This is a genomic window from Cupriavidus sp. YR651, assembly GCF_900101625.1.
Lineage (GTDB): Bacteria > Pseudomonadota > Gammaproteobacteria > Burkholderiales > Burkholderiaceae > Cupriavidus.
Window position 1 is genome coordinate 121,486 of the sequence record NZ_FMYZ01000009.1, and the last position, 24,217, is coordinate 145,702.

General features: G+C 65.3%; 20 protein-coding genes. 13 read left to right on the top strand and 7 right to left on the bottom strand.

Features of this window, described 5'->3' with window-relative positions; all coding sequences use genetic code 11:
- Positions 1 to 146: 146 nt before the first annotated feature.
- On the bottom strand, positions 147 to 1,334 hold the full coding sequence (locus BLR29_RS22905; protein WP_092139897.1) for a zinc-binding metallopeptidase family protein: 1,188 nt from the start codon (positions 1,332 to 1,334) through the stop codon (positions 147 to 149).
- A 260-nt stretch (positions 1,335 to 1,594) separates the two neighbouring features.
- Between BLR29_RS22905 and BLR29_RS22910 the strand changes: the two genes are divergently transcribed.
- The 4 genes from BLR29_RS22910 to BLR29_RS22925 all read left to right on the top strand — a co-directional run bounded on the left by BLR29_RS22910 (position 1,595) and on the right by BLR29_RS22925 (position 4,313).
- Positions 1,595 to 2,272 (top strand): hypothetical protein, encoded by a 678-nt coding sequence (locus tag BLR29_RS22910; RefSeq protein WP_092139899.1) that lies wholly within the window; start codon positions 1,595 to 1,597, stop codon positions 2,270 to 2,272.
- 1 nt (position 2,273) lies between these two features.
- A complete protein-coding gene (locus BLR29_RS22915; RefSeq protein WP_092139901.1) occupies positions 2,274 to 2,918 on the top strand; it encodes a hypothetical protein in 645 nt (214 codons plus the stop codon).
- 35 nt (positions 2,919 to 2,953) lie between these two features.
- A complete protein-coding gene (locus BLR29_RS22920) occupies positions 2,954 to 3,886 on the top strand; it encodes a transporter (protein ID WP_255371376.1) in 933 nt (310 codons plus the stop codon).
- 241 nt (positions 3,887 to 4,127) lie between these two features.
- Positions 4,128 to 4,313: a hypothetical protein gene (locus BLR29_RS22925; protein WP_092139903.1), complete on the top strand. Its 186-nt coding sequence runs from the start codon at positions 4,128 to 4,130 to the stop codon at positions 4,311 to 4,313.
- Between the two features lie 65 nt (positions 4,314 to 4,378).
- Here the strand turns inward: BLR29_RS22925 and BLR29_RS22930 are convergent, their stop codons facing one another.
- Positions 4,379 to 4,966 carry an HD domain-containing protein gene (locus tag BLR29_RS22930; RefSeq protein WP_092139905.1) on the bottom strand — a complete coding sequence of 196 codons (588 nt, stop codon included), beginning with the start codon at positions 4,964 to 4,966 and terminating at the stop codon, positions 4,379 to 4,381.
- Between the two features lie 300 nt (positions 4,967 to 5,266).
- On the opposite strand from BLR29_RS22930, the gene BLR29_RS22940 reads away from it, so the two are divergent.
- From BLR29_RS22940 to BLR29_RS22955, 4 genes are read left to right on the top strand one after another with little or no spacing between them, the layout of a single operon-like run.
- A complete protein-coding gene (locus BLR29_RS22940; RefSeq protein ID WP_092139909.1) occupies positions 5,267 to 6,007 on the top strand; it encodes a DUF3348 domain-containing protein in 741 nt (246 codons plus the stop codon).
- A gap of 9 nt (positions 6,008 to 6,016) precedes the next feature.
- Positions 6,017 to 8,641 (top strand): DUF802 domain-containing protein, encoded by a 2,625-nt coding sequence (locus tag BLR29_RS22945; protein ID WP_092139911.1) that lies wholly within the window; start codon positions 6,017 to 6,019, stop codon positions 8,639 to 8,641.
- A complete protein-coding gene (locus BLR29_RS22950; RefSeq protein WP_092139913.1) occupies positions 8,638 to 9,303 on the top strand; it encodes an OmpA family protein in 666 nt (221 codons plus the stop codon). Before BLR29_RS22945 ends, BLR29_RS22950 begins: the two co-directional genes overlap by 4 nt.
- Positions 9,296 to 10,015, top strand: a complete 720-nt coding sequence (locus tag BLR29_RS22955) for a DUF2894 domain-containing protein (RefSeq protein WP_092139915.1) — start codon at positions 9,296 to 9,298, stop codon at positions 10,013 to 10,015. Before BLR29_RS22950 ends, BLR29_RS22955 begins: the two co-directional genes overlap by 8 nt.
- Before the next feature lie 33 nt (positions 10,016 to 10,048).
- Here BLR29_RS22955 and BLR29_RS22960 read toward each other — a convergent pair whose 3' ends face one another.
- On the bottom strand, positions 10,049 to 10,954 hold the full coding sequence (locus tag BLR29_RS22960) for an adenylate/guanylate cyclase domain-containing protein (RefSeq protein ID WP_092139917.1): 906 nt from the start codon (positions 10,952 to 10,954) through the stop codon (positions 10,049 to 10,051).
- 192 nt (positions 10,955 to 11,146) lie between these two features.
- Between BLR29_RS22960 and BLR29_RS22965 the strand changes: the two genes are divergently transcribed.
- Both BLR29_RS22965 and BLR29_RS22970 read left to right on the top strand, forming a co-directional pair.
- Positions 11,147 to 14,557: an adenylate/guanylate cyclase domain-containing protein gene (locus tag BLR29_RS22965; RefSeq protein WP_092139919.1), complete on the top strand. Its 3,411-nt coding sequence runs from the start codon at positions 11,147 to 11,149 to the stop codon at positions 14,555 to 14,557.
- Between the two features lie 64 nt (positions 14,558 to 14,621).
- Complete coding sequence (locus tag BLR29_RS22970; RefSeq protein WP_092139921.1) at positions 14,622 to 15,257, top strand: HD domain-containing protein; 636 nt, start codon at positions 14,622 to 14,624, stop codon at positions 15,255 to 15,257.
- Here BLR29_RS22970 and BLR29_RS22975 read toward each other — a convergent pair.
- Together BLR29_RS22975 and BLR29_RS22980 are read right to left on the bottom strand one after the other, a co-directional pair.
- Positions 15,238 to 16,263 carry a patatin-like phospholipase family protein gene (locus tag BLR29_RS22975; RefSeq protein WP_092139923.1) on the bottom strand — a complete coding sequence of 342 codons (1,026 nt, stop codon included), beginning with the start codon at positions 16,261 to 16,263 and terminating at the stop codon, positions 15,238 to 15,240. The genes BLR29_RS22970 and BLR29_RS22975 overlap by 20 nt on opposite strands.
- 187 nt (positions 16,264 to 16,450) lie before the next feature.
- Positions 16,451 to 16,657: a DUF6494 family protein gene (locus BLR29_RS22980; protein WP_092139925.1), complete on the bottom strand. Its 207-nt coding sequence runs from the start codon at positions 16,655 to 16,657 to the stop codon at positions 16,451 to 16,453.
- Between the two features lie 225 nt (positions 16,658 to 16,882).
- Here BLR29_RS22980 and BLR29_RS22985 point away from each other — a divergent pair, with 225 nt between their 5' ends.
- Both BLR29_RS22985 and BLR29_RS22990 read left to right on the top strand, forming a co-directional pair.
- A complete protein-coding gene (locus BLR29_RS22985; RefSeq protein WP_092139927.1) occupies positions 16,883 to 17,989 on the top strand; it encodes a CapA family protein in 1,107 nt (368 codons plus the stop codon).
- A 107-nt stretch (positions 17,990 to 18,096) separates the two neighbouring features.
- A complete protein-coding gene (locus tag BLR29_RS22990; RefSeq protein ID WP_092139929.1) occupies positions 18,097 to 19,113 on the top strand; it encodes a cysteine synthase A in 1,017 nt (338 codons plus the stop codon).
- A 79-nt stretch (positions 19,114 to 19,192) separates the two neighbouring features.
- Here BLR29_RS22990 and BLR29_RS22995 read toward each other — a convergent pair whose 3' ends face one another.
- A complete protein-coding gene (locus BLR29_RS22995) occupies positions 19,193 to 19,831 on the bottom strand; it encodes a hypothetical protein (protein ID WP_255371377.1) in 639 nt (212 codons plus the stop codon).
- Between the two features lie 266 nt (positions 19,832 to 20,097).
- Entirely contained in the window at positions 20,098 to 20,529 is a 432-nt protein-coding gene (locus BLR29_RS23000; RefSeq protein ID WP_092139931.1) for a phasin family protein, read from the bottom strand.
- A gap of 320 nt (positions 20,530 to 20,849) precedes the next feature.
- Between BLR29_RS23000 and BLR29_RS23005 the strand changes: the two genes are divergently transcribed.
- Complete coding sequence (locus BLR29_RS23005; RefSeq protein WP_092139933.1) at positions 20,850 to 24,110, top strand: ATP-binding protein; 3,261 nt, start codon at positions 20,850 to 20,852, stop codon at positions 24,108 to 24,110.
- The last annotated feature ends 107 nt before the right edge of the window (positions 24,111 to 24,217 follow it).

The window sequence follows — 24,217 nt, forward strand, 5'->3', positions numbered from 1 at the left end:
CCTGAATTCAGAAGGCGCTCGACAAAATGGAAAGGCGGGCGAGATAGCCCAGTCACCCCAACCTATCTCGCCCGCGTACTAACACGTCGTTGCGGCTTGCGCTCTGCCCGCACGTCCCTATTCCGAATCCCATTCCTGTGTCGGCCTCAGGCCAGCACCTTTCCCTCATCAGCCGTCTTTTCGATCGCACCCTGGTTTTGCGCGTCGAAGATGATCATGTGCACGAGTTGCAGTTTGGCCACCACAGGCCTGGACATGATGAACGGATAGAAGTCCGGTTGCCCCATGCTGCGCGCCAGCTCGTTGAGGACCATGATCACCTCGATCCACGAGTTAAGCAGCGTCAGGAAGCTCGACGCCCCGGGATCATCCGGCGCGTACAGGTCTTCGCTCGCAAACGGGGTCACCCTGCCATCGATATCCTCGGCTTCCAGCCCGAAGCCAAGCGCCGTGCCCATGGTGTCGACCACGTGCAGATAATGCGCCCAAGTCTCGGCCCAGTCTTCCCAGGGATGCATCGTGGCGTAAGAGGAAATGTACGAATTGGCCCAGCCTGCTGGTGGCCCCGATTCGTAGTTGCGCTTCAGCGCCTCGGCATAGCTGGCGCGTTCATCTCCGAAGAGTTGCCGGAAGGGCTCCAGCCACTTCGTGTCGCGCACTAGCAGATCCCAGTAGTAGTGGCCGATCTCGTGCCGGAAGTGCCCGAGCAGCGTGCGATAGGGCTCGCGCAGGTCGTGCTTGATCTTCTCGCGCTTGACGTCGTCGGCTTCCTCGACATTCATGGTGATAAGGCCGTTCGCATGGCCGGTCATCACAGCCGGTGCTCCCGGCGGCGAGCGCAGGAAATCGAACATCACGCCTCGTTCGGGGTCCGCCTCTACCTTCGACCTCACCGGAAGCCCGAGCGCGAGCAATTGCGCCACAAGGCGCCGCTTGGCCACTTCGATTGCAGCCCAATAGTGCGCGTTGTCAACGTCATTGAGATCCGGGATCGTGCGGTTGAGGCGGCAGGCAATACAAAGCGAAGCGGGATCACTCGCATCCAGCATCCAGTTGCACAGCGCCGGCGTCTCGCGATTGCCGCAGTATTTATAGAAGCGCTCGTCCCCATCGACGCGCAGCGTGCCGGGCTCGGGGCCAGGGTCGAGCGCGACCAGCGACAGGGATTCCGGCAGATAACCCAACTGAGACTCGCAATTCAGGCACTGGGTGTTGCGGAAGAAGATGGCTGAGTCGCAACGGCAGTGGTAGGCGCGGGAGAGCTTCTCGTCTCTCTTGCGAAGTTTCCAATCCGTGATCAGTCGATTGGTGAGCGATTCGAACAATTCCAGCATGTGGCGCCCCCAGTGCAGATGCGATGGGTTTTCCAGGCAGACCTTGCAGCCCAGTATAGAAAACCCTCGGCGGCGGGTTTCACCACCGGCTCCGAAGCCTGAGCACTATCGTCTTCCCGACATCCGCCACGCCGATTTTCTGCAGAAAGCGCTACCCACTGAACCGGGGTTGACTATGATTCACCTAGATCAGTAGCTGAAGCATCTTTTGGACCCGCTGTTCTTGATATGCAACCTCCTGTTCCTGGAGAGGAATCTGCATGCCAGCTCTCAATCCGTCGCACCGCGATCGCGCTCAAGAACGGAAGCCGGTCCTTGACGTCGTGGACCGCGTCTCCGAGATGTGTTTCGGCCTTTACATGGCGCTGACGTTCGTTGGCGCGGTCTCTGCCACCACCGCGGGGCCGGATGCGCCACAGACCATGTTCCGCGCGGCCATCGGCTGCAACCTCGCATGGGGACTTGTCGACGCGATCATGTTCCTGGTGCGCACGCTCGCGGGACGCGGGATGCTCCAGAAGCTTGCGTTGACAATCAAGCAGGAGGACCGAACCTCAGGCGTTGCGGCAATCCGCGACGCGTTGCCGCCCGCCATGAATCCGCATATTGCCGACGATGACCTCGAGCCGATCCGTTTGCGCCTTGTTTCCGGAGCGGATGTCCCAGAGCGGCCGACCCTGCGACTTGCCGACTTTCTTGGCGCGATCCGCATCTTCTGCATCGTCGTGTTGTCGACGTTTCCCGTTGCGCTGCCTTTCGTCCTGCTACACGACGTGGCCACGGCCCTCGTCGTCTCCAGGGTTCTGACGCTCGCCATGCTGTTCGGTGGTGGCATGGCGTTGGGGCACTACGCGGGGATCAGCCCGTGGCGAGCGGGCCTCGGCATGATGGCGCTCGGCGTGGCCGTGACCATCGCCGTCATTGCGCTGGGCGGATGACATGCGGGTGCGCCTGCTGACAGTTGCGATATGGCTGGCGTCGAACTGCGTGTACGCCCAGGAAATCGCCACCACCCCGGAGCGCACGACAGCGGATGCGCCGCCGCCCGCGTGGAGCTTCCTGGCGACTGGCTTCTGGAACATGCCGCGTCAGGAAGGCAGCTATGGGTCTGGCATCTTTGCGGCCGATCATGGCCAACTCCACCTGGAAGCACGCGTCAACTACGAGGCGATACATGCCCAGTCGGGCTTTGTCGGCTGGTCGTTTTCCGGCGGCGAAACCTTCCAGTACAAGGTCACGCCGATCGTTGGCTTTGTTGCCGGCAGCGCGCACGGGCCGATTGCCGGCATGGAGGCCAGCCTTGCCGTGGGCAAGTTCGACTACTACATCGAAGCCGAATACCTGCCGGGAACGGGCACGACAACGCCCTATACCTATGCCTGGAACGAACTGGCCTATCGTCCTGTTCCATGGCTCAGGTTCGGTTTCGTTGCCCAACGTACGCGGATCTACGGCGGCGAGCGTGAGTTTCAGCGCGGTGGGTTGCTGCAACTCACCTTTGGCAAGGTCACAGGCAGCGTCTATTGGTTCAATCCAAAGTCGCAAGAGCAGGTAGTGATCGCTGCGCTGACCGTCGCGTTCTAGCGGGATCGAGGCGGAATCGCCAGGAGGAGACATAGATGCCAGGGTGGGACAGGCCCGCCGTGCTCGCCCTGTGGCTCCGACGGCTTTTGCCCTGCCTGGGCGCGCTCGTCAACGGCTGCATGGCCCAGGAGCTTGAGCCGCGCGCCTATTCGGCGGCGCCGATTGGCACGCATTTCCTGCTGGCAACGTACGCAAGGCTCGGTGGCGATGTACTGACCGACCCTTCCCTGCCAATTACGGACGTCAACGCGAAGATCGACATTTTTGCGTTGGGCTATCTGCAGGTGTTCGACCTGCTTGGCCGCACGGCTTCCGTTGGCGTCGTGCTGCCCTACTCGCGCGCCAACGTCACGGGGAACGTGTTCGACGCGCCGAACAGCGTCTATCGTGCCGGCGTCGGCGACGCCTATCTGCGTCTTGCGGTGAATCTGCTGGGCGGCGCCGCAAAGACACCCGCCGAGTTCGCGAGGCATCCGCCAGTCTCCACGCTGGGGGCAAGCCTCACGGTGGTCGCGCCGAGCGGGCAATACCACGCGGACAGACTCATCAACATCGGCGCAAACCGTTGGGCCTTCAAGCCGGAACTTGGCGTTTCGGTGCCGTTTGGTAACAACTGGTTCGCCGAAAGTTCGTTTGGCGTGTGGTTTTTTACCGCCAACGACGAATTCCTGGGCAGCAGGCAACGTCAGCAGAGCCCGATAGCGGTGGTGCAACTGCATGGTGGATACCAGTTCCGGCCCGGCCTGTGGCTCGCCGCCGACGCAGGCTTCTACAGCGGAGGCAATACCACGGTGGACGGCGTCCGCAACGACGATCGCCGCACCAATACGCGGTATGGGCTGACGTTATCGGTACCCCTCGTGGCGAACTGGTCCGGCAAGATCGGGGTATCCAAAGGCTGGATCACGCGCGCCGGCGGCGACTACAAGGCGATCACGCTAACGGTGCAGTATCGCTGGAATGACTGACCGCCAATCCTGGTCGCTTCGCGCACATGGCGTTCTGCCAATATCGGCACTGGCAAGTTCCGTGATCGCGCAGTCCCTTTTGGCTGTGTCTGGGCAAGGTGAAGTGCGCCTGTGCGAGTCAACCGCGGTTGGCGCTTTCCCCTAGTGTCCCGGAATGCAAAGAATCTGTCCCACCAGGTCAAATCATTTGGCAACAAGCTCCCATACTGGAAAGCACGTTTACCCGTGTCGAGGCGTTGCCATGATTGCTGTTGGTGTGTGGATTGTTTGCTCCTTTCTGGTCGGCCTGATGGCTCATACGCTGGGGCGCTTCGGTACCGGCTGGGTGATCTTCTCGATGATGTTTTCCCCATCCCTCGGCCTGCTTCTGGTGGCCATTCTCGACAAGAAAACGCCGAGACTGCGCACGGCCTCCGCGCTGCACTGAATCGGCGGGAAATGCCGGGCGGCCTTGGCCGCCGAGCTGACACCCACTCTTCGAAGACCAGCCTTCTAGGCCGGTGGATCGCTGAAGTGTTGTTGCACGAGCCTGGCGGCCGCCTGCCAGAGGGCTGGTGCGCCACGCTGTATGGTCGGCCCGTAACGTGCAAAGACCTGCTCCTCATTGACCGCATGCGCGGTCCAGGTACCACCGTCCGTTGCGACGTTATGGAGTAGTGGCTGGAAGCGGTCCAACGCTTTGGCGAACTTCGCGTCGTCGCTCTCCGCCGCCTCGAATTCAGACCAAAGATCGCGAAACTCGGTGGCCTGCGCATCCGGCAGCAAGGAAAAGATCCGCTCCGCCGCCAGTTGCTCCCGCTCCGCCTGGCCGGCATGCATCGACGGATCATGGAACGGCGTATCGCCGGCATCGATCTCCACGATATCGTGGAGAAGAAGCATCTTCACCACACGGACTACATCGATCGGCGCTGCCGCATGCTCTGACAGTACGAGCGCATACATGGCGAGATGCCAGGAATGTTCGGCACTATTTTCTCGACGCGACCGATCGATAAGCGGCGACATTCGTACGACGCTCTTTAGCCGATCAATCTCTCGAAGGAAGGTGAGCTGGCGCTCCAGGTGGGAAAGGTTCACGGTGAAAACAATAAATTCGGGATCACCGGAAGAAGTCTAGCAGCGCACCATGCGCCAAGTACCAAGTCCCCATGGGCGTCGATTTCCTGCATGGTTCGCGCCTCGCTCGCAGCGAGCGCCGAGGTAACTTCGCCGGGGTGATCGCCGGCAATGAACCCGACCAGCACTCCGCTTACCCCCGGGTCTCTATCGACAATGCCTTGCCGGACCTTGAGCCAGCAAGATTGCATTGCCAGTACTAACGCCAGTTCCGTCACGGCCGCGACCGTGTAAACTCCACTTTTTTTTCATCCTGGCGACATGACGCAAGTGCCACAGCGCACGGGTTTCAGCGGCCCGAAACTGCTACGCCTGCTGGCCAGCCTGACCGACGCCGGGGCCTCCGGCGCCGCGCCACCGCTTTCCGCCGTGATGAGCCGGTGGCTTGGCTGGACCGACGCCATCGCGCTATCGGCCGCGCTCAACGGCAGTCCGCCGGAAGTGCCGTCCGGGGCACCGGCGCGTGCGGGTAGCAGCGGGAATGTTGGCGGGGGGATTGGCGCGAGTATTGGCGCGGGTATTGGCGCGAGTATTGGTGATTCGGCCGGCACCCACGTGCGCGCCATGCTGACCGCCGCGATCACCGGGCAAGGCACGTCATCCGACAGCCGCCGCCGCATGCCGGCGCGCCCGGCCACGCCCGATGCGGCCGAGACCGACTTCGCCGTCCATCGCCAGCGCTACATCGCGCTGCAGCAGCAGATGGAGCGCGAGATCGCCGGCCTGCGCGGGCGGCTGCGGACGGCACTGGCGTCGCGCACGCCGCAGGCGGCCCGGCTGGCCATGCTGGATACCGTCATGGAGCAGGTGCTCGGCACGCGCGAACAGGCCGTGCTTGCCGCGGTGCCGGGGATGCTGGAGCCGCATTTCACACGGCTGCGCGATGCAGAGGGCGCGTGGCTCAACGTATTTCGCAGGGACATGCAGAGCGTGCTGCTGGCCGAACTGGAGATCCGGTTCCAGCCGGTGGACGCCCTGCTCGCCGCCCTGCGCGAAAGCTGACCGATCGACATGAACAAACACCTCACACCACTCGTTGTATTCCTCGCGGGCCTCGCCGTCGTCGGCTGGGTCGGCGCCGGCTACGCGGGCACGAATGCGCTGGCGCTGGCCGTCACGCTGCTCATCGGCGGCTTCTACGTGGGCGGCGCGTTCGAACTGCACCGCTATCGGGAGGCCACCCCCACGCTGACCGCCGCGGTTGCCGACCTTACCGCGCCGCCGACAAGCCTCGGCGCGTGGCTCGACCGTCTGCACCCCAGCCTGCGCACCGCCGTGCGCCTGCGCGTGGAAGGCGAGCGCGTGGCGCTGCCCGGCCCGGCGATGACGCCGTACCTGGTCGGCCTGCTGGTGCTGCTGGGCATGCTCGGCACCTTCCTCGGCATGGTGGGCACACTGCGCACCACCGGCGTGGCGCTGGAAAGTGCCGCCGACCTGCAAGCCATCCGCGCGTCGCTGGCCGCGCCGGTCAAGGGCCTTGGCTTCGCGTTCGGCACGTCGGTGGCGGGCGTGGCCACCTCGGCCATGCTTGGGCTGCTCTCGACGCTCGCCCGCCGCGAGCGCGTGCAGGCGGCGCAGTTGCTGGACGAGCGCATCGCCACCACGCTGCGCCCGCATTCCCGCCATCACCAACACGACACGGTGTTCGCGTTGCTGCAACGGCAGACCGAACTGATGCCCACGCTGGTGGATCGACTGGAAACCATGGCCGCGGCGATGGCCCGCCAGAGCGAAGCGCTCGGCGAGCGCCTGTCGGCCAGCCAGGACGCCTTTCACGCGCGCACCGACGTCGCCTACGCGCGGCTGGCCGATACCGTCGGACAGTCGCTGAAGGCGGGCATCGCCGACAGCGCCCGCGCCGCCAGCGCGGCGATCCAGCCCGCCGTGGACACCACGATGGCCGGCCTCGCCCACGAAGCGGCCAGCATGCGCGAGACCGTCACGCAGACCGTGCAGCAGCATCTGGACGGCCTCTCCACCCGCTTTGACGCCACCACCGCCGCCGTGGCCGACACCTGGCGCCATGCGCTCGCCGAACACCAGCAGGCGAACGCCGCCCTCACGTCGGACCTGCGCGCATCGCTCGACGGTTTCGGCGAAACCTTCGCGCAACGCTCGGTGGCGCTGGTCGACGGCATCGGCACCCGTCTCGACACGGCGGCCACCGGCGCGGCCCGGACGTGGGACGCCGCGCTGTCGCGCCTCGAACACACGGGCGAATCGCTCGCCAGCGCCAACCGCCAGGCGATGACCGACGCCTCGGCCGCCTTCGCGCAGCACGCCGCTGCCCATGCGGAGCACGCCACCACCTTCGCCGGCACGGTCAGCCAATCGCACGCCGACCTGCAATCGCAACTGGCCGCGCAGGAGACGGCCCGCCAGACGGCACTCGCCGCGCGCGATGAGACGCGCCTCGCTGCCTGGCGTGACACGCTGGCAGCCATGGCCGCCACGATGCGCGACGAATGGCAACAGGCAAGCGCGCAAGCCGCTGCGCACCAGCAGGATGTCCGCGACGCACTGTCGCAAAGCGCGCGCGATATCGCCACGCACGCGCAAGCCCACGCCACCGGCACGCTTGCCGAGATCGACCGCCTGCTGCAGGCCGCGACCACGCTGCAAGCGGAACTCGCCTCGCGCGACGAACAGCGCCTGACTGCCTGGCGCGACACGCTGGCCAACCTGGCCGCCACGATGCGCGACGAATGGCAGCAGGCGAGCGCGCAGTCGGCCGCCCACCAGCAGGATGTCCGCGACGCCCTGTCGCAAAGCGCGCGCGATATCGCCACGCACGCGCAAGCCCACGCCACCGGCACGCTTGCCGAGATCGACCGCCTGCTGCAGGCCGCGACCACGCTGCAAGCGGAACTCGCTTCGCGCGACGAGCAACGCCTCGCCGCCTGGCGCGACACGCTGGCCAAGATGGCCGCCACGATGCGCGACGAATGGCAACAGGCGAGCACGCAGTCCGCCGACCACCAGCGGGAGATCCGCGACGCCCTCTCCCGGACCGCCCGCGACATCGCCACGCACACGCAGGAGCAGGCCAGCGGCACCATCGCCGAGGTCGCCCGCCTCGCCCAGATCGCGACCGAGGCGCCCAAGGCCGCCGCCGACGTCATCGCCGAGCTGCGCCAGAAGCTCACCGACGGCATGGCGCGCGACAACGCGATGCTGGAGGAGCGCGGCCGCCTACTGGAGACCCTTGGCACCCTGCTTGATGCCGTGAACCACGCCTCCACCGAGCAGCGCACGGCGGTGGACGGGCTCGTCACGACCACGGCGGACCTGCTGGAGCGCGTCGGCACGCGCTTCACCGAGCAAGTGGCGCAGGAGACGGGCAAGCTGGACGGCATCGCGGCGCAAGTCACGGGCGGCGCCGTCGAGGTGGCAAGCCTGGGCGAAGCATTCGGCATGGCAGTGCAGATGTTCAGCGCGTCGAACGACAAGCTGGCGGAGCACCTCGCCCGCATCGAGGCCGCGCTCGACAAGTCGATGGCGCGCAGCGACGAGCAGTTGGCCTACTACGTGGCGCAGGCCCGCGAGGTGGTCGACCTGAGCATGCTGTCGCAGAAGCAGATCCTGGAGAACCTGCAGCAGTTTTCCGCGCAGCAAGCTGGCGCCGAGGCGGCATGACGGACGATTTCGACGCCGGCGTGGAGCCGACCGTCCCGGCCTGGGCGGTGTTCGGCGACCTGATGTCGGTCATGCTGGGGGCCTTCGTGCTGGTGCTGCTGGGCGTGATCGGCGTGCAGATGGAACTGTCGGCCCGGCTGGAGAACGAGGTCAAGCAGCGGCAGGAGGAACTGAAGCGGCGCCAGACGCTGGAGCAGGCGCTGGCCGGGCCGCTGGCGGCCGGCCGGGTCACGCTCAAGGACGGGCGCATCGGCATCAGCGGCAACGTGCTGTTCGCCCTGAACTCCGACCAGTTGCAGCCGGAGGGCCGCGCACTGCTCAAGAGCCTTGCCGCGCCGCTATCAGCGTATCTCGGGGCGCGCGACGAGATCCTGATGGTGAGCGGCTTCACCGACGACCAGCAGGTCAAGGAGGGCAACCGGCGGTTTGCCGACAACCTGGAACTGTCGGCCCAGCGCGCGCTGACCGTGACCCGCACGCTGATCGACTCGGGCGTACCCCCTTCTTCGGTCTTCTCGGCAGCGTTCGGCTCGCAGCAGCCGGTGGCGCCGAATGCGACGGAGGAAAGCCGGGCGAAGAACCGGCGCGTGGAAATCGCGCCAGTGCCGAGAGTGTCGGCCGGGGCCGGGTCCGCAGTCGGGGCCACCAAACCCAATGCATAGCGACGGCCCGCGCGATCCCCGCGCCTTGCTCGACGGCTGGCGTGACAGCGGCGCCGACCGCGCGGACCCGGTCCGCTTTCGCTTCATCGAAGCGCTGGCGCGGCGCGCCTCCGGCTATCAAGGCGAGGCGGGACGGCTGCTGGAGAAGCGGGTGGCCGGACTGGTCGCGGAGTATGGCGAAGTGCTGGCACGCGCCTCGGGCGAGGTGGAACTATCCGGGGAGGTGCCCGAGACACCGCCCCGGATACCGCCGCAATGGCCCGGCGCCCTCGCCGACCTTGCCGCACTCAGGGAACGCCTCGGCCGGCGCGCGCACCCGTCCGCCGTCCCCTCGACCCGAGCACCCACCGTGCCTGCCGCGCTCGCCGCCCCCACCCCGCACCGTGCCCACCACGCCGAACCAGAACTCGCCGACTACTTCCGCGACACCTGGGCGCGCGTCAGCGTCGACCGGCAGTTGCGCCAATCGCAGGCCGGCGTGCCGGAAAACGCCGGGCCGCTGAACACGAACCATCTGGTGCATCGCTCACTGTCGCTGATGCGCGAGGTGTCGCCCGGCTACCTGGAGCAGTTCCTGTCGTATGTCGATGCGCTGTCGTGGCTGGAGGGCATGCACGCCATTTCGCTGGTGCCCGACCGCGAAGCACCCCGCGCACAGCCGCCGCGCAAGGCGCGCGCCAAACCCGGCAAGACGGGAGGCGGCACCCTGTGAAAAGCCGGCGTTCGGGGCACTGCCTGCCTGCGGTCACCTGTCCGCTTGCAGGAAGAACTCGACGCACTCGTCACTGGCGCCCACGGCTTCGCCGAATGTGAGCCAGCCGTGGCTCCTGAGCGTGATTTCGTCGCGACGCAGGATAAACGCCTCTTCACCGTCGATGCGGACATGGGTGCCGTTCGAGCTTCTGTCGATCAGCACATACCGCCCCGCACGCGGTTCCACCACCGCCTGGAAGCGCGATGCCCGCCGGTCTGATACGACGATGGTCATGCTGCCGTCGCGCCCCACGGTCACCGGCGCCGACTCCGCGCTCATTTCCAGTAGCGTGTCGCGATAGCGGAGCGTAAGGAACGACGCAACGAGTTGCGAGTTCACTTCGGCGACCAGCGTCAGGTCGGTGCCCTCCTGCCATATCGCTTCAAACAGTTCCACAGGCTGATCCCGTCCGCGTACCTTGATCGGGTAGAGACAGCGCGTCCTCTGCCGCAGACTGGCGGACAGGCGCTCCACCGTATCCTTGCTGGTGATGATCTGCCCCCGCGACGCCAGTGCCGTGAGGCGGGCAGCGAGGTTCACGGTATCGCCGAACACATCGCCGGATGTGTCCAACAGGACCGGGCCGTGGTGGATGCCGATATGGACCGACATGGGCACGCCCGATACCGGCGCCAGTTCCGACACGGCAAGCTGCATGTCGAGCGCGGCCAGCATCGCCGTTTCGGCCGACGGAAACAGCACCATGATCTCGTCGCCGATGGTCTTGACGATCCGGCCATGCGAAGCGGCGGCACAGGACGTCATCGCACGGATACATCGCCCGATGGCCGCCAGGGCCGCCTCATTGCCTGCCATCTCGTACAGGCGCGTGCTGCCGCTGACATCCGCGAACATCACCGCCCCACCCGACGCGTCGTTTAGCGATTCCCGGTCCATATGCCTCGCAATCCACGCGGCCACGCTGCGCCCTGGCCGATCGGATCGTCGCCCCAATCCATGCGCTCTCTCAGGGAATTCTGGCACCGCCACCCACGTTGCTCAACCAGAAAGCGTTCTGTCTTCCCTGTCTTGCTAGCCGCCCCGATCACGCGTCTAATGATCCGATGCGGGAAGCGGGTGGGAGGCGACATGCGTTGCGCCGAATGTGACTTCGAGAACCTCGCTGGCGCCAATTTTTGCGAGGCATGCGGAGCCAGACTTGGTCGAAAGTGCCCGCGCTGTGGCGAGGAAGCCAGCCCCACCGCAAAGTTCTGCCGGGGTTGTGGCGCCCCGCTGACCGATGGCGGTTCGGAGCCGGCCATGCCCGCCAGTTCCGCGGATCTGGCCCCCGTCCACTACACGCCGCCCCATCTGGCGGAGCGCATCCTGGCCGAGCAGGCCGCCATGGAGGCCAGGGGTGGAACCGGCGGCGAACGCAAAACCATCACCGCCCTCTTTGCCGACATGGCTGGCTCCACGGCGCTGATCCAGGACCTCGATCCCGAAGAGGCGCGCCGCCTGATCGATCCCGTGGTGACGCTGATGATGGAAGCCGTGCACCACTACGAAGGCTATGTGGCCAAGTTCCTCGGTGACGGCATCCTGGCGTTGTTCGGTGCGCCGATCGCCCACGAGGACCACGCCCTGCGGGCCCTGTACGCGGCACTGCGCATGCAGGAGGCGATGCGCCGCCACAGCGATCGGGTGCGGCTCGACCAGGGCGTTCCGCTGCAGATTCGCGTCGGGATTCACACGGGCGAGGTGGTGGTGCGCTCGATCCGCAAGGACAACCTGCATACCGACTATGACCCCGTGGGGCATACGATTCACATTGCGTCGCGGATGGAAGGTGTCGCCACGCCGGCTTCGATCCTGGTCAGTCCCACCACGTACAAGCTCGCGGAGGGGTATTTCGAGTTCAAGGCGCTGGGAACCACGCAGGTCAAGGGTGTGCGCGATCCGCTTGGGGTCTATGAAGTGCAGGGTCTCGGGGCCTTGCGCACGCGGCTGCAGGTTGCGGCACACCGTGGCCTGGCGCGGTTCGTGGGTCGTCAGGACGAGATGCAGCAACTGCACGACGCCCTGGCGCTGGCCAAGTCGGGGCGTGGGCAGATCGTCGGCGTGCGCGGCGAGGCCGGGGTTGGCAAATCGCGTCTGTTCCACGAGTTCAAGGCCCGGTCGCAGCGAGGCTGCCATGTGCTGGAGACCTTCTCGGTCTCGCACGGCAAGGCGTTCGCCTATCTTCCCCTGATCGAGCTCCTGAAGAACTACTTCCAGATCACCGCGCAGGATGGCGAGCGGAACTGCCGCGAGAAGGTAACCGGCAGGCTGCTCACGCTGGAGCGCTCGCTGGAAGAGCATCTGCCCTACCTGCTCTATCTGCTCGGCGTGAGCGATCCGGGTTCCGCGCTGCCCACCATGGACGCGGCGATCCGACGCCAGCGCACCTTCGAAGCCATTGCGCGCCTGCTGGTCAGGGAAAGCGTCGACGAGCCGCTCCAGCTGCTGTTCGAAGACTTGCAGTGGCTGGACACCGAAACCGAGGCCTTCCTCAATCTCCTCATCGACCACGTGCCGGACGCGAGGATTGTCCTTCTGGTCAATTACCGCCCCGAGTACTCGCATGACTGGAACGCCAGGCCCTGCTACACCCAGTTGCATCTGGAGCCGCTGGGCCCGGCGGAAGCCCAGGGCTTGCTCACCGCGTTGCTCGGGGATGACCGCAGTCTTGAGCCGCTGAAGCGGCTTGTCCTCGACAAGACCGAAGGCAACCCGTTCTTCATGGAGGAAGTGGTCCAGACCCTGGTCGAGGAAGGCGCCCTGCTCGGCCAGCCCGGTTGTTATCACATGGAGCAGACGCCCGCGCTGCTGCACATTCCAACCACGGTGCAGGGCGTGCTCGCGGCCCGTATCGACCGGCTCCCCCTCGCGCAGAAGGAGCTGCTGCAAACGCTGGCCATCATCGGCAAGGAATTTCCGCTGAGTCTTATCCGGCTTGTCAGTGGGTTCGACGAAGCCAGGCTGCGCCCGCTCCTGGCCGACTTGCAGACTGCGGATTTCATTTTCGAGCGCCCCGCCTTCCCGGAAGTGGAGTACGCGTTCAAGCATGCCCTCACGCAGGAAGTTGCCGGCAATTCGCTGCTGACCGACCGGCGCAGCGCGCTGCACGAGAGCACGGCCCAGGCCATCGAGACCCTGTTTCCCGGGCGATTGAAAGACTACTGCGGCGAACTCGCCCACCACTACAGTCTTAGCGGCAATATCCCGAAGGCTGTCGAATACCTGCATTGTGCCGGCCAGCAGGCGCTGCAACGCTCCGCCCAGCTTGAGGCCATCCGCCATCTCGGCACGGCCCTCGACTTGCTCAAGCGCCTGCCCGAGACGCCGGAGCGAGCCCGTCAGGAACTCACGCTGCTGCTGACGCTCGGTCCCATCCTGATGGCAACGCGCGGCCAGGCCTCCCCGGAGGTCGAGGCCACCTACCGGCGTGCGCTCTCGCTCTCCGAACAGGGCGAGCAGAACTCGTACTTCTTCTCGGCGCAACTCGGACTGTGGGCGTTCTATCAACTGCAGGCGCAATACAAGGTGTCAGCGCCGCTGGCCAAACGACTGGTGGGCATGGCGATGCGTTCGCAGAAGCCCAAGGAGCTTGCGGAAGGCCATCGCGTCGTCGGCGCCACCACGTTCCGCCTGGGCCAGTTCGAAGTGGCGCGCTCCCACATGGAACAGGTGCTTGCATTGCAGCGCCCGGACACGCCGTTATATGACTTCCTGATGGGATATGGACGAGACCCTGCCGTCCACGCGATGAGCACACTGGGCTGGATCCTGTGGTATCTGGGCCTGCCGGATCTGGCGCGCACGCGCTCCCACGAGGCGCTCGTCATGGCGCGGCAGCGCCCCGACTCGGTCAATCTCGCGCTCTGCCTGGTCTTTGCCGCTGAAGTCCATCGGTGCCGCCGTGAGCCACAGCAAACCCGCGAGTACGCCGAAGCAGCCATCGCGGTCTCGTGCGAACAGGGATTTCCGATCTATCTGGCATGGGGAACCGTGCTGCAGGGATGGGAGATGGCCGAACAGGGGGACCCCCTGAACGGAATTGCCCGGATTCATCAGGGCTTGTCGGCCTATTCCGCAACCGGCGCGTCGCTGGGCCGGCCGAATCTGCTGGCCATGCTCGCCGAAGCCCGCGGAAGAGCGCGGCAAATCGAGGCAGGTCTGGATTCGCTGGCCGAGGCCCTGGCTTTTGCGGAAGACAAGGGAGAGCGACTCGATGAATCCACGTTGCACCGCCTGAAGGGGGACCTGATGCTCCAGTTGTCCGGCAAGGAGGACGATGCCGAAGCCTGTTTTCAGAAGGCCATCGCGGTGGCGCGCCATCAAGGCGCCCGGTCACTGGAGCTGCAAGCTGCGCTGAGCCTGGCTCAACTGTGGCGGCAACAGGGCAAGCCGGACGCTGCGCGCGAGATCCTGGTGCCGATCCACGGCACCTTCACCGAGGGCTTCGACCTGGCCGACTGGAAGCAGGCCAAAGCCGAACTCGATTTACTGCAGTCATAGCAACATGCCACAGTCCCCCGGCCCGGCGTTGGCGAACCCGACAGCGAACCCGACAGCGAACGCGATGCGCGCCCGCTTCCTGGCGCTGTGGTCGCGTTGCGGCGGTCATCGCGCCGAGGAGATCTACGCCGCCCTCGCCAGCCACTACGGCGAGCCAGCGCGGCACTATCACACGTTGCAGCATGTCCGCCGCTGCTTGCGCGATCTGGACTGGGCGCGCGACGTCATCCCCGACGCCGACGTCGTGGAGCTCGCGCTGTGGTGTCACGACGTCATCTACGTCCCCGGTGCCAGCGACAACGAACGATGCAGCGCCGAGTGGTTCCGGCATTGGGCCAACGGGATCGCGGCCATGGAACGCGTCGCCGGGTTGATCCTGGACACGTCGCATACCCGCCCGCCAGCCGATGCCACCGGTTGCTTTGCCGTCGACATCGACCTTGCGGTGCTGGGATATCCGCGCACATGGTTCTGCCGTGACGCCGTGCACCTGCGTGCGGAGCGCCCAGACCTCGACGCGATGACCTACGACAGCGCCGAACGCGCTTTCCTCGGCACCCTTCTGGCGCGCCCGCGCATCTATCTCACCGAACCGTTCCACACCCGCTACGAAGCCCGCGCACGCCGCAACCTGGCGTGGCGGCTCGCACTGCCGTCCCCACCGGACGCGTCAACACCACTCAAAGAAACTCCCCCTTGATATCGACACTCGATCTCTGGCCGACATCCTCATAGGTCCGCACGAGCCACGCTTCGGCCTGCGTCCTGCCCAGATCGCGCAGATGGCAAAGGAACGACCAGTCGGCGTTGTACTTGCTCGATACATCCAGCGCGGCCATGGTCTCGTCGGAGCGGATCGAGTGAATCAGCATTTCCTTCATGTCTTCCCGATCCACCTTGCCCTGCTGAATCAGCGAGGTCACGAAGGCAATCGCGCGCATCTCGCGCATCAGGGACGAATTGAAGCTGACCTCATTGAGGCGATTAAGAATGTCCGCCGCGGTCGTCGGCACACCCCGGCGTACGATCGGATTGATATGCACGATCACGACGTCACGCGTACTGCATTCATAGATCAGCGGGAAGATGGCGGGATTGCCCACATAGCCGCCGTCCCAGTAGTACTGACCGTCGATCGTCACCGCCTGGAAGAGCGTCGGCAGACATGCTGAAGCGAGCACCGCCTCGACGCACAGGTCCGCGCCGGAGAAGATGCGAATCCTGCCGGTCTCGACATTCGTCGCGCACAGAAACAGGCGGATCGGGCACTGCTTGCGCAATGCCTCGAAATCGACCAGCCCCTCCAGCACGTCCCGCAGCGGATTCATGTTGTAGGGATTGAACTGGTAGGGCGACAGCACGCGCAGGGCCATATCGGCCATCGCGTACAAGGGCGAATGATTCAGGCCGAAGCTATGCGTCCCCTTCAGCCAGGGGACCCAACGAAAAGGGCTGTATCGCTCCGCCGACTGCGCGATGGCAAGCCAGAACTCGTGCAACGCCTGACGTGCGGCATTCTGGCCGCCTTGCCGCAGGCCATTGGCCAGCACGACGGCATTCATGGCCCCCGCGCTCGTGGCACTGACGCCCTCGATGGCAAGCCTGCCGTCTTCCAGCAGACGGTCGATGACACCCCAGGTGAAGGCGCCATGCATGCCGCCTCCCTGCAATGCCAGGGCCACAGGCTTTGCTTGCTTGCCGTTCATCGCTACGCTCCCGCTGTCGCGCTGCGTTTTGCATCGTGTACCGCACTTACGGAATCCGTCCCGATCATGCGATGGACACGCAAACTGCGCGTTATGGAAGGAGTGTAGTGAAGAAGTGACACGCGAGCGAAGTGTGCAGCGCGTCATTCACCGCCAGACGCGCGCGCACTCGCCGTCTCGCGCGGCCTCACTCAAGCCGGATCTCTCCGTCGAACTGGACATTGAGTTGCAAGGCGTCCAGCTTCAGGGTGACGGCAACCGGAAAGCTCTCCGTGCCGGAGATGGTGCCGGCCGCCATCGCCTTCGCCACCGCCTGCTCGATTTCCCGCTGCGAATTCACGCCGACGACCTTGAGGAACTTGCGGATGCTGATATTGAAGGTCTCTTCATTCATCGCGCTCTCCTGGAGCTACAACTAGGGGGCAAGGGGGGCAAGGGCCGGGCTGCACGTATCATGGCGCGCCAGTATGCGAATGCCTTGCAGGTCATTCTAGCGCTCACCTCCAGGGCATGTACGACGGCCCCTGGCGGCGCTACGCTACAGGCATCCAGCAACGTTTTCGCTGCGTCGCTGCGCGTTGTCGATGTGCTATGTCGCTATGTTCCGCGGATTGATGCCATGCAACATGTGCGCCTTTTCCTTTGCGGCGATGTCATGACCGGCCGAGGCATCGACCAGATCCTGCCGCATCCGTGCGCCCCGCAGCTCCATGAACGCTACTGCCGCTCGGCCCATGACTATGTCAGCCTGGCCGAACAGGCGAACGGACCATTGCCACCGCATGCCGATGCCACCTACCCGTGGGGCGACGCGCTCGCGGTGCTCGATAGCCGCCAGCCGCACGCCCGCATCATCAATCTCGAGACCGCCGTCACGACGAGTGACGACCACTGCGCCGGGAAGGAAGTCCTCTACCGCATGCATCCCGACAACGTCGGATGCATCGCAAGCGCACGGATCGATTGCTGCGTGCTGGCAAACAACCACGTGCTGGACTGGGGTCGCGCAGGGCTTCGGGAAACGCTCGCCACGCTTCATCGCGCCGGCATTCGGACCAGCGGCGCCGGTGCGGACGAAACCGACGCCGCCGCGCCGGCAACGCTCGGGCTGGCCGACAACCGCACGCTGCGGATCTACGCCTACGCGGCCGAAAGCAGTGGCGTGCCGCTATCGTGGGCCGCCACGCCACATCAAGGCGGTCTCAACTTCCTGCCCGATATCTCGATGAAGCACGCTGACGAAATCGGGCAGCGCATGGCGGCGGAACGATGCGCCGGCGATATCGTCGTGATCTCGCTGCACTGGGGATCAAACTGGGGCTTCGAGGTTGGCGACGACGAGCGCGCGTTCGCCCATCGGCTGATCGATTCAGGCGGGGCCGATCTGGTGTACGGCCATTCCTCCCATCACGTCAGAGGGATGGAGGTCCATCGCGGCCGGCTCGTTCTCTATGGTTGCGGCGATTTCCTGAATGACTATGAAGGAATTCGCGGCCACGAGCGCTTTCGCCCGGACCTGGCGCTGATGTACTTTCCGGTCGTCGATGCCGATACCGGTGTGTTGCTGGAAATGTCAGCGGTGCCGATGCAGATCCACCATCTGCGCCTGCGTCACGCGCCGGCCGAGGGCGCGTCGTGGCTTCGCACCACCCTGGCCCACGAGAACGGCAAGTTCGGTGGTCAGGTAATCCAGGACGACACCGGCGCCCTGCTTCTGCAATGGTGACGGCACCGCGCCAATGTGCAGCTTTCTGCGCGCCGCTTGTTATTCCTTCGTCATCGAACTATCACTCTGGGTGACACCCCGCTCAGCCGGGGCACCGGGAGTGGCTTATGGACGTCAGGGAAGGTTTCATCGGCACGGTTGGCCGCACGCCACTTATCCGGCTGGCCGGACTCAGTGCCGAGACTGGTTGCGAGATCCTCGGCAAGGCCGAGTTCCTCAACCCCGGCGGCTCTGTCAAGGACAGGACCGCGCTTTACATCGTCCGCGATGCCGAACGACGCCACCTGCTCAACCCGGGCGGCACGGTGGTGGAAGGCACCGCTGGCAACACCGGCATTGGCCTGGCCCATATCTGTGCGGCGCGCGATTATCGCTGCATCGTGGTGATTCCCGACACGCAGTCGCCAGAAAAAATGGAGCGCCTGCGGTTGCTCGGTGCCGAAGTGCGTCCGGTGCCGGCGGCCCCCTATGCAGATCCAAACAACTATCAGAAGGTGGCCGGGCGTCTTGCCCAGGAGATCCCCAACGCCATCTGGGCCAACCAGTTCGACAACCTGGCCAACCGCCAGGCACACTATGAAACCACCGGCCCGGAAATCTGGCACGACACGGCGGGCAAGATCGATGCCTTTGTTTGCGCCACCGGCACCGGCGGCACGCTGGCCGGGGTGTCTCGCTACCTGAAGGAACGGGAACGCAATCCGCCCGTGCGCATCGTGCTGGCGGACCCGATGGGCAGCGGGCTGTACCACTTCGTCAAGCATCGAGTGGTCAAGGCCGAGGGCAATTCCATCACCGAAGGCATCGGCTCCAGCCGCGTCACCGCCAATCTGGCCGACACGTTGATCGACGATGCCGTCCAGATTGACGACCAGACTTGCGTCGACATGGTCTACAGGCTGTTGCGCGAGGAAGGCCTTTGGCTCGGCGGCTCATCGGGCATCAACGTCGCGGCCGCCGCCTGGCTCGCCCGCGAGATGGGCCCGGGCCACACCATCGTCACCCTGCTCTGCGACCGCGGAGACCTGTATGCCGCGCGACTGTTCAACGCGGAGTGGCTGGCGGGAAAAGGGTTGACGCCGAAGTTGCCAACTGCCCGTCACCACGGCGGTACGCCGGTGTGATGTCTTTCCGCTGGAACTTGATCGAGGCGCGCCACACCGAAACGGATAGCGCGCCGCCCCGCCCGGCAGCGGTCGGGGATTACTCGGCCGTCGCGTCCGCAGGCTCGGCGGCCGGCTCGGAAGCTGGTGATTCGGACGCTGGCGGTTCGGACGCCGTAGCCTCCTTCGGTGGGCCCTCATCCTTCACCACGTAGGACGGATCCTTGATCCACCGGGCCATATCCTTGGAAATGAAGATCGCGCTGCGATCCAGGATCGAGCAGGTCCCCTTGAAAGCCCCCCAGAAGCCACCCACAGACCAGCGGTTCACCTTGGTCTGCCGAGTAATCTTGCCGTCCTCCAGCAACTCGGCGACCACCGTAATGGCCTTCGGGCCCGTCCAGGCACCACCGCCGATGCCGAGCACATGAGTGATTTTCAGCCGCAGAACTTGCGCCCCATTGGGATTGGCGTCCGCCTCAATCGTTGCCGCACCACCCTTATTGCGCTTTCGCAGGACTTCTCCGACGCGATTCGCCAGGATGTCTTCGATGTGGCATTCGGTCTTGACCTGCTCGACCACTCCCGCGCCGGCCGCATAGGTAACAGGGGTTTCCAGCACGACTTGCGACGCAGCAAGCGCGGATGCGCTCGACAGGCAGAGGCCAATAAAGAGAAAAGACTTCACGATGATGATGTAAGCAAGAAACTGCGCGCAACGGCTGCCGCTATCTTGCAAGACAGTGAGGGGAGGCGCGCAGGATAGATCACGACAGAAGGGGCTCACACCCCTCTTTTGTCGTATTCAGATCCTGGACTGGACGTCGAATTGTCGGGCTCGAAATGGCGGATGCCCCGCCAGCCCGCGCTGGATAAGGAAAGCGTGAACTGCTGCGATTCCGCAACACTACGATCGTTGCGATTGTCGCAGCCGCTCAATCAGCCCGCCTGGAACATGGGAGGTTTCAGGCGAGCCCGGTGTCCACGGTCGACACCGTTCATCGACTACGTTGACTTGCCCGTTCCCTTCATCAGGTTCTTCGCCTCTTCGATGTTCTGCTCCGCGCGCTTGGTGATGACGGCCAGCGCCTCGGCCTGCGATTTCTGCGCCATCTCCGCCAGTTCGCGCATATTGTTGAACGCCGTCTGCAGGCCTTGCTGCACGAACTCGCCCTGCTTGGCCATGGCCTCGGCCGGATTGCCGCCCGAGGTCATCTGCTGCGCAGCGGACTGGATCTCCTGCATGACCTTGCTCAGGATCTCCGTCTGCTTCTGCACGAGTGCCTGCATGCCTTCGTAGGCGACCTTGTTGGCCTCCGTGATGGCCTCGATATCCTTGCGCCGCGCTTCAATCACCGAGGCCATGTCTACGCCGGGGAGCTTGTACTGTTCTAGCAACTTGGTGAAATCGGTGAACGGATTGGGCGATGTAGCCATGACGCATCTCCTTGCTGGGGGTAAGGGAAGCCGAGAAATGGGGCCGCGCCGGACGACGGATGGTGTTGCCCGATTGCCGCGCGGTAGCCTGAGTGTAGCGCCTGCCGCACGGCACTTGGGAACTGCGTGTGCACTGAGATGCTCAGCGCACTTTCCGGCCCTGAAACCATCGAACGGATTCTCTTTCGCCCCCCCCGCGACGCGCTTCGGCGGCACGCGCAGTTCGCACTAGACTGAAGATCACAGAACTGCCCTCCGGATTATCCGAACCATGCTCAAACTCGAAGGCGTGGCCAGCTTCGTTGCCGTCGATAAGCAGCATGGCGCCTGAAGCTCGCTACTCTGTCCGCCTGCTCGGCGACTTCCATCTCGACGGCGCCGACGCGCCGATGCCTGACGCGAATTCTCCGCGCCTGCAGGCGCTGCTGGCCTATCTGATTCTGCATCGGGACGCGCCGCAGACGCGCCAGCAACTCGCCTTCTTGTTCTGGCCCGATTCCTCCCAGGCGCAGGCGCGCAATGCATTGCGTCAGCTCCTGTTTCATCTGCGCAAGGCGTGGCCGCACGCCGCCAGCTTCGTCCACGCCGATGCGCAAATGGTGCGATGGCTGCCCGATTCCGCGTTCGATGTCGATGTCGCGCAGTTTCAGGCGGCCCTGGCCACCGCGGCGCGGGCCGCAAGCCACAACGACACGGCCACCGAGGAAGAGCTCCTGACGCATGCCGCGGAGTTGTATCGAGGCGACCTGCTGGCGAGTTGCTTCGATGAATGGATCGCCCCGCAGCGCGATCAGTTGCGCGAAGCGTGCATCGCGGCGCTCGTGCGGGCGAGCCAGTTGAGCGAGGACAGACGCGACTACGCCAAGGCGTTGAAACACGCGCAGCAGTTGCAGCGGCTCGATCCATTGCGCGAACCGACCTATATGGCGCTGATGCGCCTGCATGCACTGAATCACGATCACGCATCCGCGTTGCGCGCCTATCGCAGCTGCGTTGAAACCTTCACGCGCGAGCTGGGCGTCGCGCCCGGTGAAGCCTTGCGCGAGGCCTACGCGCGCCTTGCCGCTCAAGCCGCGCCCACGCAGCGTCGACGCACTCGGGACCCCATGCTGTCGATGATCGGACGCCACGAAGAATGGCGACGGCTTCTCGAAGTGTGGCAACGCAGCCAGCTTGGCGACAAGCAGTTCGCCCTGATCTCGGGAGAAGCCGGCATCGGCAAATCGCGTCTGGCGGAGGAATTGCTCGTGCACCTTGCCGGACAAGGCTTCACCACGACGCACTCGCGCGCGTACGCGGCCGAGGGCCAGGTCGCGTTTGCGCCGGTCACCGGCTGGCTGCGCAGCCCTGCCTTGTACGAAGCGATGAGTGGACTCGACAGACTGTGGCTGACCGAAGTGGCGCGCCTGTTGCCGGAACTGCTGACGCAGCAACCGGGCCTGCCGCCGCCCTCCCCGCTCACCGAATACTGGCAGCGCCAGCGGTTCTTCGAAGCGCTGGCGCGCGCCGTGCTTGCGAAAGACGGGCCGTTGCTGCTGTTGCTCGATGATTTGCAATGGTGCGACGCAGAGACCCTCGAATGGCTGCGCTTTCTGATGCGCTTCGACGTCAACGTGAAGCTCCTCGTGGTGGCGACGGCGCGGCATGAAGACATCACGCCATTGCACGCGGTCACCCGGCTGCTCGACGCCTTGCGGCGCGACGACCAGCTCACCGAGATGCTGCTGGGCGCACTGGATGCCGCCGAAACCGCGAAGATCGGGGCCCAGATCATCCATCGGCCGCTGGGCGATGCGGAGGCAACCCGGCTGTTCGAGGAAAGCGAAGGCAATCCCCTGTTCACGGTCGAGATGATGCGCGCCCGGTCGGACACCGCAACGTCGGGCGGCACGCCGCAGGGCACGGTCCCCAAGTTGCCGCCCAAGGTGTACACGGTGATCTCGAACCGGCTGGCGCAACTGTCGCCTGCCGCGCGCGATATCGTCGGCGTCGCGGCGATCATCGGGCGAGCATTCACCGCCGGTGTGCTGGCCCAGGCGAGCGACGTGCGCGAGGACGCCCTGACCGGGGCGCTGGACGAACTCTGGCAACGAGGCATCGTGCGCCAGCCAGACAGCGGGGGCGTCGCCTTTGACTTCAGCCACGACAAGATCCGGGACGTGGCGTATGCCGAGGTCAGCCCGCTGCAACGCCGCCGCCTGCATCAACGCGTGGCGCGCGCCCTCGAACAGGCGTCGGGCGACGATGTCGACGCGGCAAGCGCGCAGATTGCCGCGCACTACGAGCAGGCGGGCCTGCCGACCGAGTCTGCCGCTTTCTATCGGCGCGCGGCCGGTGTTGCGCAGAGTGTGTACGCCTATGACGAAGCCATCGCGCTGTTGCAGCGCGGGCTGGCACAAGCCGATCAGATCGTCGATCCACAGGAGCGCGCGCGGCAGTCGCTGGCATTGCAACTCGACCTTGCCCCGCCAATCCGGATTTCCCGTGGCTGGGCGGCGCCCGAGCTCGATACGCCGCTGCGGCGCGCCGTGGAGCTCAGCAAGCAGGCGGGCGACTTCGGTCAGCAGGCGCGCGCGCAGGTCAGCCTTGCCTTCTTTCTGGTCGTCAGCGCGGAGCTTGCCCAGGCGCGGAGCCTGAGCGAGGAAGTCATCGCGGGATTGGGCACTGCGGGGCCGGGTACCTACACGTCGATGGCATGGACCAACATCATGGGCAGCCTGGTCCAGCAGGGCGACTGGGTGGCGGCAGAGCCAGCGTATCAACGCGCGCTCGGCGCCTACGACGAAAGCCAGCACGCCGAGCATGTATCGCTGATGGGCGGCAACTTCGGCGTACTGGCCGCCGCGTGGTCGGCCCATGCCTTCTGGTTCACCGGGCTCGCCGATCAGGCCTTGCGGCGCGGGCGCGACGCGCTCGAGGTGGCAAACCGGCTGGCGCACCCGTTCTCCCAGGCGCTGGCGCTCTCTTACCTTGCAACGCAGCACGCCCTGCGACGGGAGCACGGTCTCACGATTCACTACGCCCGGCAGGCGCGTGAGATCGCCGATCAGTACCACGTCGGCTACTACCTCGCCTGGGCTGACGTGCTGCTCACCTGGGCCAACGCGAAGCAGTCGCCCAGCGCCGGCGCCGTGGCGGCAATGCAGGCGGCGATCGACGGCTTTCATGCCACCGGGGCGCGCCTGCGGCTGCCGCTGTATCTCGGCATGCTGGCGGAATGTCTGGGTGACGTCGGCGAGACCGAGTCCGCGCTTGCGGCGCTGGATCAGGCGCTCGACCATGCGGAGCACACCGGCGAGCACTGGCTGGACGCGGAGCTCTATCGCCTGCGCGGCGAGCTGCTGTTGCACCGCAGCGCCAATCTGGCCGAAGCCGAATCGTCGCTGGTCAAGGCCATCGAGATCGCCACCGCCCAAGGGGCTCGGCCTTTCGAGTTGCGCGCCGCGCTGTCTCTGGCGTCGTTGCGCGAGCCACGGGATGGCATCGGCGCGCGTCGGGTGGTCGAGTCGCCGCTCGCCCGATTCACCGAAGGCTTCGACCAGCCCGACGTCGTCCGCGCGCGCGCGTTACTCACACGTTAGTCATGGTTGAGCCGCCCGGCGCCGACGGCGTCGGAGATTGACGCAAATAACGGTGCGCCTAACGCTTTCCAAACGCCGAGGTTGATAAAACTCCTGCATACCAACCG